This window comes from Pseudomonas sp. Irchel s3a12 (assembly GCF_900187485.1).
In the GTDB taxonomy this organism is placed as follows: domain Bacteria; phylum Pseudomonadota; class Gammaproteobacteria; order Pseudomonadales; family Pseudomonadaceae; genus Aquipseudomonas; species Aquipseudomonas neuropathica.
In genome coordinates this window covers 636,093-650,843 of sequence record NZ_FYDN01000001.1, presented here as the reverse complement: position 1 = coordinate 650,843, position 14,751 = coordinate 636,093, and the positions used below count along the sequence as shown (strand labels likewise).

At 50.4% G+C, this 14,751-nt stretch carries 15 protein-coding genes; 6 read left to right on the top strand and 9 right to left on the bottom strand.

The window, feature by feature from the left end:
• The first annotated feature begins 491 nt into the window (after positions 1 to 491).
• Both CKW14_RS03065 and CKW14_RS29255 read left to right on the top strand, forming a co-directional pair.
• Positions 492 to 1,265 (top strand): EAL domain-containing protein, encoded by a 774-nt coding sequence (locus tag CKW14_RS03065; protein WP_176471241.1) that lies wholly within the window; start codon positions 492 to 494, stop codon positions 1,263 to 1,265.
• Between the two features lie 57 nt (positions 1,266 to 1,322).
• Positions 1,323 to 1,721, top strand: coding sequence for a hypothetical protein (locus tag CKW14_RS29255; protein ID WP_141231772.1), 399 nt, complete (start codon positions 1,323 to 1,325; stop codon positions 1,719 to 1,721).
• 164 nt (positions 1,722 to 1,885) lie between these two features.
• On the opposite strand, the gene CKW14_RS03060 is transcribed toward CKW14_RS29255, so the two are convergent.
• The gene (locus tag CKW14_RS03060; RefSeq protein ID WP_095048503.1) at positions 1,886 to 2,884 is read right to left on the bottom strand and encodes a zinc-dependent alcohol dehydrogenase family protein; all 999 of its coding nucleotides are present in this window, start codon (positions 2,882 to 2,884) and stop codon (positions 1,886 to 1,888) included.
• Positions 2,885 to 2,988: 104 nt separating this feature from the next.
• Here CKW14_RS03060 and CKW14_RS03055 point away from each other — a divergent pair, with 104 nt between their 5' ends.
• Positions 2,989 to 3,351, top strand: a complete 363-nt coding sequence (locus CKW14_RS03055) for a helix-turn-helix domain-containing protein (RefSeq protein ID WP_095048504.1) — start codon at positions 2,989 to 2,991, stop codon at positions 3,349 to 3,351.
• A 628-nt stretch (positions 3,352 to 3,979) separates the two neighbouring features.
• Here the strand turns inward: CKW14_RS03055 and CKW14_RS03050 are convergent.
• On the bottom strand, positions 3,980 to 4,327 hold the full coding sequence (locus CKW14_RS03050) for a hypothetical protein (RefSeq protein WP_176471240.1): 348 nt from the start codon (positions 4,325 to 4,327) through the stop codon (positions 3,980 to 3,982).
• A 554-nt stretch (positions 4,328 to 4,881) separates the two neighbouring features.
• On the opposite strand from CKW14_RS03050, the gene CKW14_RS03045 reads away from it, so the two are divergent.
• The gene (locus tag CKW14_RS03045; protein ID WP_095048506.1) at positions 4,882 to 5,286 is read left to right on the top strand and encodes a hypothetical protein; all 405 of its coding nucleotides are present in this window, start codon (positions 4,882 to 4,884) and stop codon (positions 5,284 to 5,286) included.
• A 195-nt stretch (positions 5,287 to 5,481) separates the two neighbouring features.
• Here the strand turns inward: CKW14_RS03045 and CKW14_RS03040 are convergent, their stop codons facing one another.
• From CKW14_RS03040 to CKW14_RS03020, 5 genes are all read right to left on the bottom strand, one after another.
• Positions 5,482 to 5,967 carry a hypothetical protein gene (locus CKW14_RS03040; protein WP_141231771.1) on the bottom strand — a complete coding sequence of 162 codons (486 nt, stop codon included), beginning with the start codon at positions 5,965 to 5,967 and terminating at the stop codon, positions 5,482 to 5,484.
• A 27-nt stretch (positions 5,968 to 5,994) separates the two neighbouring features.
• Positions 5,995 to 6,372 carry a hypothetical protein gene (locus tag CKW14_RS03035; protein ID WP_095048508.1) on the bottom strand — a complete coding sequence of 126 codons (378 nt, stop codon included), beginning with the start codon at positions 6,370 to 6,372 and terminating at the stop codon, positions 5,995 to 5,997.
• Positions 6,365 to 6,805 carry a hypothetical protein gene (locus CKW14_RS03030; protein WP_095124622.1) on the bottom strand — a complete coding sequence of 147 codons (441 nt, stop codon included), beginning with the start codon at positions 6,803 to 6,805 and terminating at the stop codon, positions 6,365 to 6,367. Before CKW14_RS03030 ends, CKW14_RS03035 begins: the two co-directional genes overlap by 8 nt.
• A 119-nt stretch (positions 6,806 to 6,924) precedes the next feature.
• The gene (locus CKW14_RS03025; RefSeq protein WP_095124621.1) at positions 6,925 to 7,233 is read right to left on the bottom strand and encodes a hypothetical protein; all 309 of its coding nucleotides are present in this window, start codon (positions 7,231 to 7,233) and stop codon (positions 6,925 to 6,927) included.
• A 128-nt stretch (positions 7,234 to 7,361) separates the two neighbouring features.
• The gene (locus CKW14_RS03020) at positions 7,362 to 8,096 is read right to left on the bottom strand and encodes a metallophosphoesterase (RefSeq protein WP_095124620.1); all 735 of its coding nucleotides are present in this window, start codon (positions 8,094 to 8,096) and stop codon (positions 7,362 to 7,364) included.
• A 197-nt stretch (positions 8,097 to 8,293) separates the two neighbouring features.
• Here CKW14_RS03020 and CKW14_RS03015 point away from each other — a divergent pair, with 197 nt between their 5' ends.
• Positions 8,294 to 8,779: a helix-turn-helix domain-containing protein gene (locus CKW14_RS03015; protein WP_095124619.1), complete on the top strand. Its 486-nt coding sequence runs from the start codon at positions 8,294 to 8,296 to the stop codon at positions 8,777 to 8,779.
• 393 nt (positions 8,780 to 9,172) lie between these two features.
• Positions 9,173 to 9,412 (top strand): hypothetical protein, encoded by a 240-nt coding sequence (locus CKW14_RS03010; protein WP_095124618.1) that lies wholly within the window; start codon positions 9,173 to 9,175, stop codon positions 9,410 to 9,412.
• Positions 9,413 to 9,539: 127 nt separating this feature from the next.
• Here CKW14_RS03010 and CKW14_RS03005 read toward each other — a convergent pair whose 3' ends face one another.
• Both CKW14_RS03005 and CKW14_RS03000 read right to left on the bottom strand, forming a co-directional pair.
• A complete protein-coding gene (locus CKW14_RS03005; protein ID WP_095124617.1) occupies positions 9,540 to 12,926 on the bottom strand; it encodes a P-loop NTPase fold protein in 3,387 nt (1,128 codons plus the stop codon).
• A gap of 284 nt (positions 12,927 to 13,210) precedes the next feature.
• Positions 13,211 to 14,572, bottom strand: a complete 1,362-nt coding sequence (locus tag CKW14_RS03000) for a hypothetical protein (RefSeq protein ID WP_141231770.1) — start codon at positions 14,570 to 14,572, stop codon at positions 13,211 to 13,213.
• Between the last annotated feature and the right edge of the window lie 179 nt (positions 14,573 to 14,751).

The following is a 14,751-nucleotide window of genomic DNA, read 5'->3' as shown; positions in this document are numbered from 1 at the left end:
TTAGTTCCCTATAGGTGCGACTCAGCATCTAGTCATAATATTTATTAAGTCTGACTGTAAAAACATTGCTCGCACACCTAATAGGTTATGTTATTAACTCCTAATATTGTTTAGGAATTATCCTATGTATTGGTGAGTGGGGACTCAGTACTCCGACACGCGCTGATTAGGAATCCTTACTATCATGCAAGACTATCCCGCAAGCGAAATTAGGAAAAACAGCTATATTCGCATCATAAGATGCTGAGTGATTATGTAGCTTCTTATTTCACTTCGCCCCCGCCAATTCGGCGCCAAAGTGTATTTAAAAACTTTTCCTAGAGTGCGAAATACTGTGAAAAGACTTCATATTTTGGTCATCGCAAAAACAATACGATTTTGGCGCAAACCATTCACTACCTAAGATGAGGCTGATAATGTTCAGCATTACTGAGCATTAGCACTGAACACAACGCAGTTATTAAAACAAGCCGACCAGGAAAATAACCTCTGTGGAACACAAATCAGAACGTCAATTAAATGCGTCGGAATGCCTTCAGCAAATAATTGCTTATTATCAGCCACAAATCCATATACGCACCGGGGCTCTATATGGAGCTGAAGCTTTAGCTAGGTGGGACAGTGATGGATCTGGAGTACGCGGCCCAGGTGATATTTTCGCGGTGCTTGAGACTTACTCCGAGCGCAGAGCGTTATGGAAAAAGATGCTATGTCATACAGGTGTCACTTTTCGGCGGCTAAAAGGAGTGGAGTTGAACATAGCTGTTAATGTTTGTGCAGATATTGCAGCTTCAGTAGATTGGGCTGAGGAATTATCACTTTTTTTTAATCAGCATGATCTTAACCCCAAAAATTTCACGGTAGAGATAACAGAATCTTCATCACATAACTCGGAGTTGTCGCTATCTGAAACTGTGGAGCAGTTAAGACTTCGGGGATTTAGTTGCGCTATTGACGACTTCGGCGTTGGTTTTTCGTCCCTTCAGCGTTTAGCGACAATTGCATTTAGCAAACTAAAAATTGATAAAAGCTTCATACATGGGGCCAGAGCAAATGTTTCCGGTAGAAAGCTCATTCAACACACAGTGTTACTTGCCCGCGACTTGGGATTGACTACCATAGCCGAAGGAATTGAGACTGAAGAAGACTATGATTTGGCTAGAAAATTAGACGTAGATATAGCCCAAGGATTTTTTATTGCAAAGCCGATGTCGTCGGAGAAATTTATAAGCTTTGTACAATCCTATCGCACTTTTTTTCCATAGTACGACAAACAACCCAGACTTACGTCTGATAATTACGTTCTCCACGGCAGAGTCAATATGTCCCCTAAAAACCTTCGCATCGTTATTGCAGACACGAAATATGAGCGACGAATTTATATAGAAAAAAACCTTAATGCACTAGGGTATTTTCGAATCGCGGAAGCATCTTCTTCCTTGGAAGCGCTAAAGTTAACCTTGGTGCCAAGCTGCCCCGTTCATCTGCTCATTATTGAAGAGAGCTTGATGTGGCATGACAACCCTCATCGATCTATTCAATCGGGGTCTACACCACTACAAATACTCAAGTATCGAGCTCTGCAACATTCAGATTTGCTGATGCTAACTGAAGGTATTTTGCCCGGACTTCCAGATGCGGCTACGCTTAGCTATATTATCTCTGCCCGCGCACAGGCATTGGATAGCAAAACCAATCTTGCTGACATTATTCTGAAATGATTAGCTCGCTTTTCTAGTTTACCGCCGCAGCAGAAATTTTTTACTTAATGAACAAAGAATATTCCTTTACTTTTTCTCCCGCAGGGGTGGCGGACGTAGTGCGGCCTCGTAGATTTGCTTTTTTAATGCCACCCTGCGATTTACATCATTGGCGTGATTGCGGGTCAGACGATTTCGATTACTATTTTCCCCGCCGTATTTCCTTGCTCTACTGCATCATGAGCTTGCCGAGCCTCATTTAGAGTAAAGCGCTGAGGATCCAGCAGTGGTTTAATTTTTCCTCTTTCTACAAGTTTAGTTGCTTCACCAAGAATACTCTTGAATCTCGCTCGGTCTTTGCCAGTCAGCAGCGGGAGCAAAATAAATATGGCAGACATCGTCGAACCCCGCAGGGATCCGGTGGCCAAGCTGTGGGTTCCGAAAGCTGCGCAACTTACGATATGACCATAAAGACGTATTGCGTTAAAAGAGTCATCCAGACAATTGCTTCCGACTGTATCGTAAATGACGTCGAATCCTTCATTACCTGTGTGCAGTTTCGTGTAGTAGTCCACCGAGACTTCACGATAATCGATCGCGGTAGCACCGTATCCTTCGACGATCGGGTGCTTACTCTTTGAAACCGTTGCGAATACTTCGGCGCCAAGAGCTTTAGCGATCTGTACAGCCATGTGACCGACACCACCTGCGCCGCCATGAATCAGTATTTTCTGACCAGCCTTAATCTGAGCGCGCTCAACCAAACCTTCCCAAGCGGTGAGAAACGTGAGTGGCATAGCCGCCGCTTCACGGAAAGTTAAATTCTTAGGTTTAACAGCAACCAGATCTGAATCGACTGCAACGTATTCGGCCAACGATCCCTGCAGACCTCGTACACCGCCTATCAGCCCATAGACTTCATCACCTACGGATAAATCTTTGACGCTTGAGCCGACAGCTTCAACAACGCCAGCCATGTCGCAGCCTAGAACTGCAGGGAGATCTGGCATCGCATAAGGGGCTTTTCCTGTACGGATTTTGTAGTCGATCGGATTCACGCCGCTAGCGACGATACGAACCAAAACCTCATTGGACGCAGGTGCAGGACGCTCTATTCGCGCGTCTCTGAATTCGTTGGTTTCGTAGTTATCGAGGATTAGCGCACGGATAGATGAAACGGTCATTTCCAAGTCTCACAGCTTCTTTAATCAAGATGCGCATTATTGGGACGTTGTATTATACTTGTCGAGTAGGTACTTTTTTGGAACGTAGGCACTCAGGAGTAACCATGATTCCGTTGACTGTAGATATAAACTGCCCTCCCCGACGTATCCACAGGCTACTCTCGCCAAAATGGACGTCTATGGTTCTGTACATTCTTCATTTCGGCGAGCTTCGTACAGGGCAGTTGCAACGCAGCATGCCTGGTGTCTCGAAAAAGATGCTTACACAGACCTTGCGCGAGTTAGAGTGCGAAGGATTGATCCACCGTGAAGTGTTTCAAATTGTGCCGCCAATGGTTGAATACTCTCTTACAGCTTTGGGCAGGGAATTCGTGAAACCATTGCTCGCACTGTATGATTGGGCGGAAGTTAATTCTGATTTGCTAGACCAGTTGGAGCTCAATCGAGAACGGGCGAGCAGTCAATGATTATTACGCGCAAGATATGCGATTTATAGATCTGCTTTTTTTGCCATCATTACTGAACGCGTTTTCCATTGGAGAATAGATGAACGCAAGAGAGTGTTGCCTACTCTAAGGGTAAGGCTGATCAAAAATTAAGTCGTCCAGCTCAATAAGCCCGCCACAAACTAATGATAGAGCCGTCGTGGCCATGACGGTTTTTGTAAAGCTACACCAAGGTGCCTAGGGCTTAACTGATCAGACGTTTGCGACTGACCGTCCAGCACGAGCGCGCTGAGCATGGTCTTCCTTCACGCTTGAACGGATCGACGGCTGGCAGAGATACGCTATTTCGCTCCCTCGTCAGAGTGAACAACCAGACGCTAGAAAATCGCGCTGAAATGTGCTCTGGCGCCATTTTGTCATCGTAGGCTAAGCCAACATGCCATCAATCGGATGCGGCTTAACATCGTTCCTTCGCGAAGCGCCTCTCGCCTCTCTGAGCGTTAGTAGAAAGCGTGATAGCTACAAGCGAAGGTGGTCAGGGGTCTATGGTAAAGGCAGGTATTATCGCATGACACCTAGGCGAACGGGACATCGTGAATAATTGTTGCCTGCCAAAGGCGGTCTTTGGGATCGTCGATGACATCGATGACTACAGCCCCATATCCCGTTCCAACTGATCCGCTTTCATCGCGTCAGAAGCAAAGCCGATCTTCATCAGGTGCGATTGCAGATGATCGCGTAAATGCATTCTCAGACGAGACCTAAGCTCGACGTGAGACGCAAATGGGCCCGCATCGATATCAGAGCGTTCCAGAGCATCACGTAGCACTCTGATGCTCTCAGCACCGATCCCTGACGCGTGCAGGCGCACGATAGGATCAAGCCCAGGGATTCTCTTGAAACTGGCGACCGCCTCTTCAAGCAGTCGCGCAAACGACACCTTGCTACATGCCTGCTGCGCCGAGCGCCAAACCTTAAACTCAATCTCGTCTTCCATCTGCTCTCTCCATTTGATCTACGGACTGACTCGCACGAAGTTGTCCGGCACGGGTATTTTTTCAAAAAATGACTCGTTGTTTGAAATCAAACTGGATAGCAGCGGCTTACGCCGCTAAGTGCCGACTTTGCTATGCCCACAGGGCAGTCACACATCAGCGTCAGCAGGATAAATGGCAAGAAAAGGCCAAAAGCAGAAGCACTGAATAAACAAAAAACCCACACCGTTTCCTCAGCAGGATCGCCGGTAGGTGGGCGCTGAGATCGCTGCTTTTTTGTTGTCCTCAAATATAAAGATCCGTCGCTCGAAAAAATTTTCAAGGCGTCTTCTGAAAATATATTTTTCTTGACTCGGCCCTCACGCAGTCACGACGGCCTCCACACTCGTTTTGTTTGTAGATTGCGCAATGCGTGCGTTCAGATCAACACATCTAGCAGCGTACAATTACGTCCCCTGTTGAAGCGTCGCAGGTCGTCCAGGAAGGATGTGGCAGCAGTTGAAATCACACCTGCCGATGACGCGGTGCAGAACGTGGATGTATTAAGGAAAACTTGATGGCGATTGATTTGAAAAGTCTGTGGCAGCGAGAGCGTGCAAGGCGGGCCGCTTTGTGGGGGCTGGAGGACTTGCGACCAGGGGATGATCGCGCAAAACCTCACCTAAGCATTCTCGATGAAATTGATCGACAAGACCTCGAACAACCTCATGGGGCTGCTGCGCTTATGACAATCGAGGAGTTGAGGGACTTTGTGCCGGAAACGCCGTACGAAAGCAGCGACGGGCACCACTTTGTAATCGTTTTAGACCAGCACATACCGGAAGTTTGGCGAACCAGATTCGAAGCAGCCAATGCAATTGCTGAGCGTTTTCCGGAAGGAAGCTATGCCCATGACTGGCGTCGTTTTCTGAGAACCTGGGTTCGAGACATGGAGCGTTTAGCGGCTCACCGGTTCTGCTAATTACCGCTGGTTTTCTGGAGTGACTATCCCCTCCTCTCCGCCAGCCTGTCGCACACAAAAAATGAGTCCTGGAAGCCGACCTGACTGGGCAGTGCAAGGCTGCTTTACCTGAGCCTCCAGATGCGAGCTGAAGTAAATGCCATGCATGAACAAATTTGGATCGAAGGTGCGGCTACGCGTCAGCAAGCGGCTCAGCTACAGACCTAAATCTCTGAACAATTGATCCTCCTTCATGTCGTCGGTGGCCATCTCATTGTCCACCAGATGCCGTTGCAGGTGCTGAGAAAGATGGTTCGTCAGGCGGGATCCGATCTCGATATAGTTATCTGAGACGCTTGCATATAAATCTCGACCGCTCACAACGCTTTGCAATATCTGGGCGCATGGTAACCCGAGTTCGGATACGTCAACTCGGATCGGCCAATCATAGATGGGTACACGGCTGTAGGTGGCGACCGCCTCTTCAACCAAACGCACAAATTCATTGGCACCGCATGTCTCATACACTGAGCACCAAATGGCTAAATCACGTTCCCTATACATCACATTCCTTTCTTCATTGATACACAACATCTCGGCAAGAGATTGAAATGAGGGAGAAGGCATACTGCGCCGAACGATGTCGTGAAGTTCAATGCTTGGCGAAGGCGAATTCACAGTGCCCCAAAGGTCTGCGTTCATGGATTCAACAAGGAGCTTTCCGAGAGTTCATGCGCAGTCGCCTGGCGGTAACCAATTGACGTGATCAAGGCACCGTACGCGGAGCCAGTCCTCCCCTCCTAACTTCCCAGCCCCGCCACAGACCTCGCAGATAGCCAACGACCTTTCTTCTGCACGAGCGATCAACTCACGGCACGTCGCATCACCACCCGAGTAATAAAACCGCAATCCCCCGAACTTTTCCTTCACCTGACGCGCCCGCACTTGAGGCACCTCGGGGTGAGCTTTCAGGTAGGTTGTCAGCGCGCCACACAGTTCATCTAGCAAATCCAGCCAGCCTGGCATACATCCGATCTCGCGCAGTGGTGCGTGGGAGAAAAACTCCGGATAGCGATCGCGCAAGATCGGCAACAGATTTTCAACCATAGGTTTTCTCTACTCGCTTTATGGCAGCGGCTATTGCCTCAACAGCGGGCAAGCTCACATGCTTGCGCGCGCCTCGGCCGGCCAAGATGAAGATCCTGTGTTTGCTTTCAAAAATGAAGCCATCAAATTCACATTGGAAATCACTGAGAATGCTGTCGCCAGGCAGGTAAGTGTTTTCGCTGTCGAACTCAGATGATTGGGCGTACAAACGCGTTGCCTCAAACCCCTGAGCTTTGATTTCTCGCTCCTGAAACTCTGGGAGCATCACATCCAAAATCATCCATTGTCTGACGATGCAAAATGGCTTTTCTGTGAAGCTCTCAGCGGCTAGTTCGATCAATTCATCGTTGCTCAGATTTGATCCACTAAGAGGCTGCGCAGGCCCAAAAAGTAGATCGCCTAGCAGGTCTATATCCGTAACGCTTGTATTCATAATTTCGCTTTAACCTGCTCTTCCCATGAGTACCAGACAGGGATTTTCTTCCCTATACCCGTTGCCATCTGGAGAGCCCGAGAGTCTTTTCGATCCGCGTATCCGTACCCGCAGTTCGCTCAGTGATAGATGCGATTCAAATAGAGATTGCCGCCGCCAAACGCCCAACTGACGATCACATATCTGCTACCTGCCACGGTTTGGAATAATGCATAACCGTCAATGAAGGTGACGCCCGTTATGCGAGAAGTTCGCATACTCGCACCCTCTCGGAAACGGCCCGTGGTATCGCCATAAATTGTTCCCATGATGACGGGTGGACTGTCGACGGCTGCGAAAAGGAACGCCGTGATGCTCACACCAAAATCCTTTTCCATAGCCGCCGCGACCTCTGCCGGAAGAGACGATGGGAGCTGTCGCTCAGTCATAAAGTAGCTCGCTTGAACTGCCAGCTGGCGATCGTGTTTCGTTGTCTACTCCATACATCTCCCAGCCCTCTTCAAGATCAACACAGAGCTGCGCCAAACCCCCATAACTCTCCAGTGGAGTGAGCTTCTCACTGAAGATCAATTACAAAGCCGTGATTAAAGCCCGTCCGCTCACCTGGATAACCTCTAGGGTTCGAGACCACACGACAGCTACCCATCGCGATATCGACTGCGCGGTGTGTATGCCCAAAAATCCATAGATCCGCTTTATCCAGAAGTGCGTGCCAGCGGTTTGAGTAGGCAGCACTCAAATGTCCCTCGTGTTTATCACCCATTACTTCGGGTATAGGTGCGTGGTGCGTCACAACGATAGTGTTGCCATCGAAGGGCTCACCGAGTTCCTTGGACAGCCAAGCGAAGGAATCGTGATTCCTGCTGATGAGGTCGGACGGGCGCAGCCGGCGATAGTTTTCTCCAGTGCGAATAACACGAAAATCATTCATCCAATCCCATGCTATTTGGGTAGCCGCAGCTACGTTTTCAGTCGAGGAAAAATCAGTCCAGCCAGTGGCGCAAAGAAACCGCGTTTGATTCCAAATAAAAGTCTCGTTTTCAAGGACGTGAACGTGCGGTAAGGCGGCTTCCTTCATCTTGTGAAGGGTGTGATCTATGTGTCCTCTATAAAACTCATGATTTCCACACACGTAAATCACGGGGCAATCAAACGTCTCATTCGCCCACTCCACTCCCCGTCCTTTCAAGTCGATGTCACCGGCCAAAATCACCAGGTCATAGCCATTGGATAGGGGCTGATAGGACGCGAACTCGTTGTGCAGGTCTGACAGCACGAGAAGTTTAAGCAATGGCCTGATCTCGATTTACAGCTAAATTGACAAGGTCAGTATCAGCGTATGGACATGCGTGCCAGCGAAGTAGTCGCAGATGCTGTTGCTCTGTTTCTACAGCCTGGTAGACCTACCGAAAAATCCGGCAGGAGGACTATATACCGTCGCACCGGACTGAGCAACATGGCTACATCCTCGTTTTTCGAGAGACTCTGATGTCCTTAAGCAAAGGGTTTGCGGCCGTACTACGGACTGCTCGGGCGGTACGGGGCTTATCTCAGCAGGATCTGGGAGATGTCAGTGATCGCAAACACTTCTGGCAAATCGAAAATGCAAGATCATCTCCAACGCTCAACAAGTTCGAAAAGCTTTCGAAGGCGCTCCAATTTGATCCCGTTACGTTGCTTGCCCTGTGCGTAGCAACACGCGATAACGTCTCGCCATCCGACATCCTTCAGCGGGTTCAGAAAGAACTCGCTGAATTTGAGAGTATGGGCGGCACGAAGAAATTGGCCGAGAGCATGGAAAGCGGCGTACTCAAATCACGCGCCAGTGAACAGCTACGCAAGATGGCCGCCGTCCAGGAGTGCAAGCGAGAAGGCCTTACTCAAAAAGCGACGATGGAGAAGCTGGGGCTTCCAAAGTCCACGGTTCATGACCTTTGGAAAATGACGGATCAGGACGGGAAGTCCAAAATTTGAATTGAAGAAACATTCGCGCCTCTTCATAACGGCCCTGACCCTGAGCATACGCAAAGGGCTCGACCTTCCGACGCAGCTCCATGTTGAAACTCACTCCCCCCAAGAATCAGGTGGACTCGTAAGCCGTTCAGTCTGGGAATGGCTTTGCGCCTCTTCAAGTCGACCACCTGAGTGGCGCTGCCGCGATCGGCCATGATCGCCATTTTGCATTGGGCTCAAACCCGAAGCTCATAATCCTGCTCACGCCGAGCCGACCTACCGGCGATCGACTGATGCAGTCCAGTTGTCATGCTTCGAAACGGCGCCGAGACAACACTTCCCACTTTTCACGGACGCTGGCTAGTGAGGCGAAGCTCAATCCTTTAGGATCACCCAAGACAGAGGGCATTCTTAATGGCAATTGACTCAGATTCAGGCTTAACCATCCAACATCAAGATCGCTGGCCGAAGCTTCTTGCGGCTTTCGACTCCACCACAACGAAGGCGCACGTCCATCAGCACAAGAGTTTGATCGACGGCTACCTGCTTGCCCTACTAGATGGGGGACTGATACACGAACTTAACTATGAGCGACTGACCAAGGCAGCCGAGGATTACGCGAAAGCTGCCGAACAAGCCGCGCTACAGGACTAGTAAGTCAAAGGCTGAAAATCTCGGAGGCCCTCCCAAACCCGGCCGGTCGTCCCGATGGACATCGTACTCGCTGAAGACCAAACACTTCGGCAAGCGCAGTATCCCTACAGCACGCCAGGAGCAGCGATCACGTATCTTGCTCAGGTTCCGGATCACGTGCGGCCTTTTTGAGCGACTGGATCATGCGCTTGAAACCCTTGGTCTGTGCAAACTTTTTGTACAGGGCTGGGGTGATCTCAGAAAGCTTGGCAACGGCTTCGCCCATCGTACTCCGGAGTTCACTTGAGTATTTGAATGCTGCAATCTGCTCGGCCTTCGCATCGAAGAATTTGGCCAAAGCTGGAAGGCTTTCAGGCTTCCGGCTAAGGTACGCCAAGAACAGTACGATCCGTTGCACCTCTTGCGGATTAGAGGGCTGAATGTCCGGAATCAGGTGACCGTACTTCGAAAGCGGGATAGCGAAATTGTCAGGCTCTACGGATTCAGAAAAGAGCATTGACCTCAAGCGAATCCCGATAACATCGCGCTGCTGCGCATCAAGCAACTTAAGCAACGAATCCATCAGGGCGTATTGGGCCGCTCCCCATGGCGAGGTGAGGGTACCATTAGCGAGAGAAGTAAGCACATCGATCAAAGCATCGCTAACTGCCGTAATCGTGGGTATGGAGATTCCATTCTGCACTATCGAACTCGTGATTGCCTGGTGCTGTTTCGCCCCTGCCGAGATGATCTGAACCCATTCATCACGAGTCCGCTCATCACTCGTGAGCTGCTTGAGCACACTCTCCCGAGTTTTGGGCAGCACACTCTTATCTGACTTCATGACGACATTGATCAAATTTACGTCAACTTTGAGAATATCTTGACAGCACTTCTCGATAGGAGCGTCCCATCCTGTCAGCCAAGTTGCCAAATCAAGCTCAGACACTCCAAAAGGCTCAATCGATTTCGTCAACAGGCCGAAGTTAGATGCTACCCAACTACATTGCAGTGGCCCAATATGTTCCCCTTGGATTAGGTAAGCCAAGAATCCACTGATCGCCTCACCAACCTTTTCATCCGGCAATAATTGGAAAAGAGCAGCTGTGGTAACCGTAGCATTTGCAAGCGCTCGGAAGACAGAGGACTCCAAGACACCATCCAAATCGTCCAGTTTGGCTAGTGAATCGGCGTCAGCTTGGCGAATGTACGTAGCTGCCGCCACCGCCTTGACCAACGGATTGGCGCTGTTTGCAAGCAACGTCGTAATCGCAGTAGCGATGACTTGATCGACATCCGTGGCTAATGCCAAGCCCAGTACCGCGCTCTCCACTTCGCCGGCAGCGCCAGTGAATTTCGCCAAGACGGCCACATCCGCTGCCGTGATACCACCGGTGATACCGCCTCCAAGATTCCGCTCCGCGTACAACCATTCGAGCGCAGGTACGACGCACTCGGTCGGCAAAGTCACCCCGCTGATTGGATGATCAGTGCAACTGACCAATTGCAGGTGAGCATCTGACAGACCCACGTTCGCGAAGGTGAAGCCATTGGCTTTTATCACTTTCAAATGGGCAATATCAGCCAGTAGGTGCATCACATACTCAGACCGTTTCACAACGATCTCTTCAAACTCAAAACCTTGAGCCTGAAGATATTTGTCGTACTCCTGCAGTAGATCCCAAGCCGGCTGCAACTGCTCTTGATCAAAAGGCGAATTCAGAATTTTCATCAGGTTGGTTTTCAGCTGACCGCCATGACCAGTCAATAGCTGCCCATCCAACCCATGACCTTTGCAATAAGATACGGCGTCATAGAACTCTTCAGAGCCTGTCTGGGACTCGCCGAACAATTTCAGCTGCGCGGTATTGATCAGTTCTAAGAGCGGCTCGATCCATTCGTCTTCCTGCACTTGATGGGCTTTGGAAATGGTTGGCAGCAGAGACGCCAACAGAGGGCGCTGGGCAACCAGACGCTTCATGGCGTCGGAGAAACCGAACAGTGAAGTAAGACCACCCAGCGCCTCGTAATCCTCGTTGGCGAAGGCCTCTGCTAATGGCGTGTCCAAAAGTTCGGCGATCGCGATATCACCTGTGGTGAGGTAATGAATCTGCAGGAATTGGATCTGCCATCCAGCCTCCATGGAATCGCCGAGGGTGGCGCTCAGAATGGCTTTAGTGTCTTTGACCAGCCCACCTTGCTCGTCCCCAATCTCTTTTTCATAGGCCGCCGAGAACCCATCAGTGCGGAGGATCTCCACCAACGAGAGCTCAGCATACTTGCAGAGCAGAATATGGCTGGCGATAGCAAGAAGGCTGATCTCCTCTCCCACCACCAAGGCTGTAGTGGCTATGTCGTTGATGAATTTTTTTTGCAGCCGTGGCGTAACTAGGCTATTGGCCATGGGGCTGTGACGCTGCAGTAGCTGTGCGCTCTGCTCAATGACGTTTCCGCCGACATCCGGAAAGGTGTGTTTCCACAGCTGACGATATCCATCTTTCCAGCCTGAGGTAATTACCGGTGGCGAACGGAACACCACCGGGAATTTTTTCGCTATGAAGTCCCTGGCATCGTAACGTCGATCTCCGTCTGCCTTCAGGTATTCCGCCACTTTGTTTGAGCAGAATGGAACGATCACGGTCAGATTCGCAGCTTTGGAAGCAGCCTCAATAAAGATCTCTAGGTCGCTCCAAACCGACCTAAGGCTTTCCTTTGGCAAGCGATCAAGGTTGTCCAAGATGATGACGTAACGCTTGTCTTCAACAACCTTCAGCTGTTCGAGAAGCGTCTTTTTGAGATCAAGAGGCGTAACCTCCTTGCCCACTTCAATCTTCTCCTCAATATGGTCGTCGCTGGAGCCTTTGAAAAGGCTCAGAAGGCTCCACTTCTGGGCACCGACCTGCACCTTCCTATGGCAGAATTTGGCAGCGGCAAGGATCAGCACAGGGCTGAAAAATGAAACAAGGTGCACCGCGATAAGCCACCAAAAGGGATCTTGCAACGTGTTGATGAGCGCGGCGGCTTCGGGCGATGTACCTGTGAATGCAGCATGAGAGCTACGCGAAAGTGCGAAAAGCTCCCGGAATGAGGTGGCGGCGAAAAACAGGCTAGCGACAAGCGCCAACGCCCAAGCACTGACGCGGCTCGTTGTTCGTTTGTTGTACTCGAACAAGCGCCCGAGGGCTCGATCGCGGGAGGCCTTGAGGGCCTCTGCAGCCTTGCTGACATGAGGTACTTCCTTGAGTACCTCGTCGGTGAAGAGCTCGATGAAGTTGCTCTTGGTCGATCCCTGATAATTTTGCTCACAATCGAAAACCCATACCCTGAAGTCAGAATCCGCAGCCGTCAGCTTTGACTTCAACATATACAAAATCGAGCTCTTGCCAGAGCCAAACTCACCGTCCAGGCCGACGACCTTGGAAGGCCCGTCGCTCAGCAAAAGACCATGTATTGCGCTCGCCACCTTGTCGTGGCTACCGCCGGGGAACACGTCCTGAGTAGCAGGATGCTCGGTATGGAAATTGATCAGCCGCATAGAAGTCCTTTTATGCCATCCCTGCGTGTGTAGATCTCGTCAGAGTCCGACTAGCCCAAACTAAGCGTGTTAGTCCGGATGAGGTTAGCTCAACAACACCACCATATGGTGTTATAAACGTCGATTGCAGGTTAATCTAAGAAACTCCTCCCTGACCGATTGGTCTAGGCTTTCGTGGCAGTTGCTTCCACTCTCTAACCGACTTGACTCTATGCTGAAGATCCGGCTTTCCTGCCGTCTCCTCCACCACCAGCCGATCTAGACTCATGAATAAATTCGCGACATTACTTCCAGTTCAAGTCTGCTGTAGAGAACTTCAACGTCTGATTACCCGCCTGATAAAAGCTCGCCTCGATGACCACTTCATCGACCTTGCGAAGCTGACTCATAAACTTGCTGTAGTCGGAAATGAAGAGGTACGTTGTGCTGTTGTCACTCGGCTCACTGGCAGAAAAACGTTGAGGCTTGCCATCGCCAAATCGAACGCTTACGCTGCAACCGTCGTAGCTGCTGCACAGAAACTGCCCCCGCTCAATCTGTAGGATAACGTCCGATCCCCACCGAGGATGTTTTCGTAATTCGAGCGTAGCCCGTTGTGCGCCTGCATATGGAAAACCGAAGGACAACGTGTTGGTCGAATCGACCTGCGCAGTCAGTACCTCTTTTTGAGTCATATCATCGTTGTGGGTACCGTAGCGCCAAACCAGCCCCATTTGTTGTTGGTAGGCTTTGAGTGTGGCAGCCTCATCCTGTAATTTCTTATTCGCGGCAGCCTGCGTGATTTTAATATTGAGCTCCGCCAGCTGTTTTTTGTACGCGGCATTGTCAGGAGTCAAAGTGACCAGTTGCTCGTAAATTCTGGCCCGCGCAGAGACATTGTCATCTTTGATAGTGGCGAGGCTCTCGACGAGTTTGGTCTTTTTGGCCTCAACAGCCATAGCCTTATTTTTTAGCTCCACCTTCAGTGCGATTGCATCAATGTCGGCGTCTCCAAGACCTTGATACTTGCGAACAACGTTCAGCGCGTCGGCAATCTTGCCCTGATCAATAAGAGCGTTCGCCTCGGCTTGGATCGCAGCTTTGTTCGACTTGAGGTAATGAGCGGTCTGGGTGCGCTCGGCCTGACGCTGCTGCTCGACCTGTTGTTGCGCAAGCTTGCTGCGCTCGGCCTTTTCATTGGACGTGGCAGAGTTGAACATCACCATGTAGCAGATGAACAGCACGCCCGAGCCGATGATCTTCGACTGAATACCTAAATTTAATCCAAGTAGAGACCGAACTCGTTCATATAAAGGTGGGATGAGCAATGACGCACCGGCCAGTGCCGGCAGCGACACTAGTGGATACCGCCAAACGCTCAACAGGAACAACCCCAGAAAAAGCAGTCCAAAAAACCATGCGATAGCGCTTCTGGCGAGCGTAACGGATCGTGACCCTAAATCTGCACTTCCACTTCCCTCGCTAGGGCGTAAAACGATGGGCTGTGTTGGCTCAAATTCGACGAAAACATCGTCATGCAGCGGCAAGTCACTCGCGAGGGGAACAGTCACCGGCTCTGTGCAATGAGGGCATCTACCAGAGATACCAGCCTTATTGTCGCTCAAGCGAATGCTTTGTTGGCAGTGTTTGCATGCAAACTCAATCATGGCCTTCCCTGGACGATGAAACCTGAGCATTAGCCTACGGCGATGGCTCCTTGCCGGTCAATCGTTCGCGCATTTTGCCATTGATAATCCAAGACGGGTTCTCAAGTCTCAAAACTGAGCGCCGTGGTGAGCTATGGTACGTCGGTGAATGACGCACATTGCACCCATCACACGAGAGC

Coding starts and splice junctions, on each gene's coding strand:
- CKW14_RS03060 (WP_095048503.1), bottom strand. CDS start 2,884: ATGACCGTTTCATCTATCCGTGCGCTAATCCTCGATAACTACGAAACC.
- CKW14_RS03000 (WP_141231770.1), bottom strand. CDS start 14,572: ATGATTGAGTTTGCATGCAAACACTGCCAACAAAGCATTCGCTTGAGC.
- CKW14_RS03015 (WP_095124619.1), top strand. CDS start 8,294: ATGTCCTTAAGCAAAGGGTTTGCGGCCGTACTACGGACTGCTCGGGCG.
- CKW14_RS29255 (WP_141231772.1), top strand. CDS start 1,323: ATGTCCCCTAAAAACCTTCGCATCGTTATTGCAGACACGAAATATGAG.
- CKW14_RS03025 (WP_095124621.1), bottom strand. CDS start 7,233: ATGACTGAGCGACAGCTCCCATCGTCTCTTCCGGCAGAGGTCGCGGCG.
- CKW14_RS03055 (WP_095048504.1), top strand. CDS start 2,989: ATGATTCCGTTGACTGTAGATATAAACTGCCCTCCCCGACGTATCCAC.
- CKW14_RS03005 (WP_095124617.1), bottom strand. CDS start 12,926: ATGCGGCTGATCAATTTCCATACCGAGCATCCTGCTACTCAGGACGTG.
- CKW14_RS03040 (WP_141231771.1), bottom strand. CDS start 5,967: ATGAACGCAGACCTTTGGGGCACTGTGAATTCGCCTTCGCCAAGCATT.
- CKW14_RS03030 (WP_095124622.1), bottom strand. CDS start 6,805: ATGAATACAAGCGTTACGGATATAGACCTGCTAGGCGATCTACTTTTT.
- CKW14_RS03035 (WP_095048508.1), bottom strand. CDS start 6,372: ATGGTTGAAAATCTGTTGCCGATCTTGCGCGATCGCTATCCGGAGTTT.
- CKW14_RS03050 (WP_176471240.1), bottom strand. CDS start 4,327: ATGGAAGACGAGATTGAGTTTAAGGTTTGGCGCTCGGCGCAGCAGGCA.
- CKW14_RS03045 (WP_095048506.1), top strand. CDS start 4,882: ATGGCGATTGATTTGAAAAGTCTGTGGCAGCGAGAGCGTGCAAGGCGG.
- CKW14_RS03010 (WP_095124618.1), top strand. CDS start 9,173: ATGGCAATTGACTCAGATTCAGGCTTAACCATCCAACATCAAGATCGC.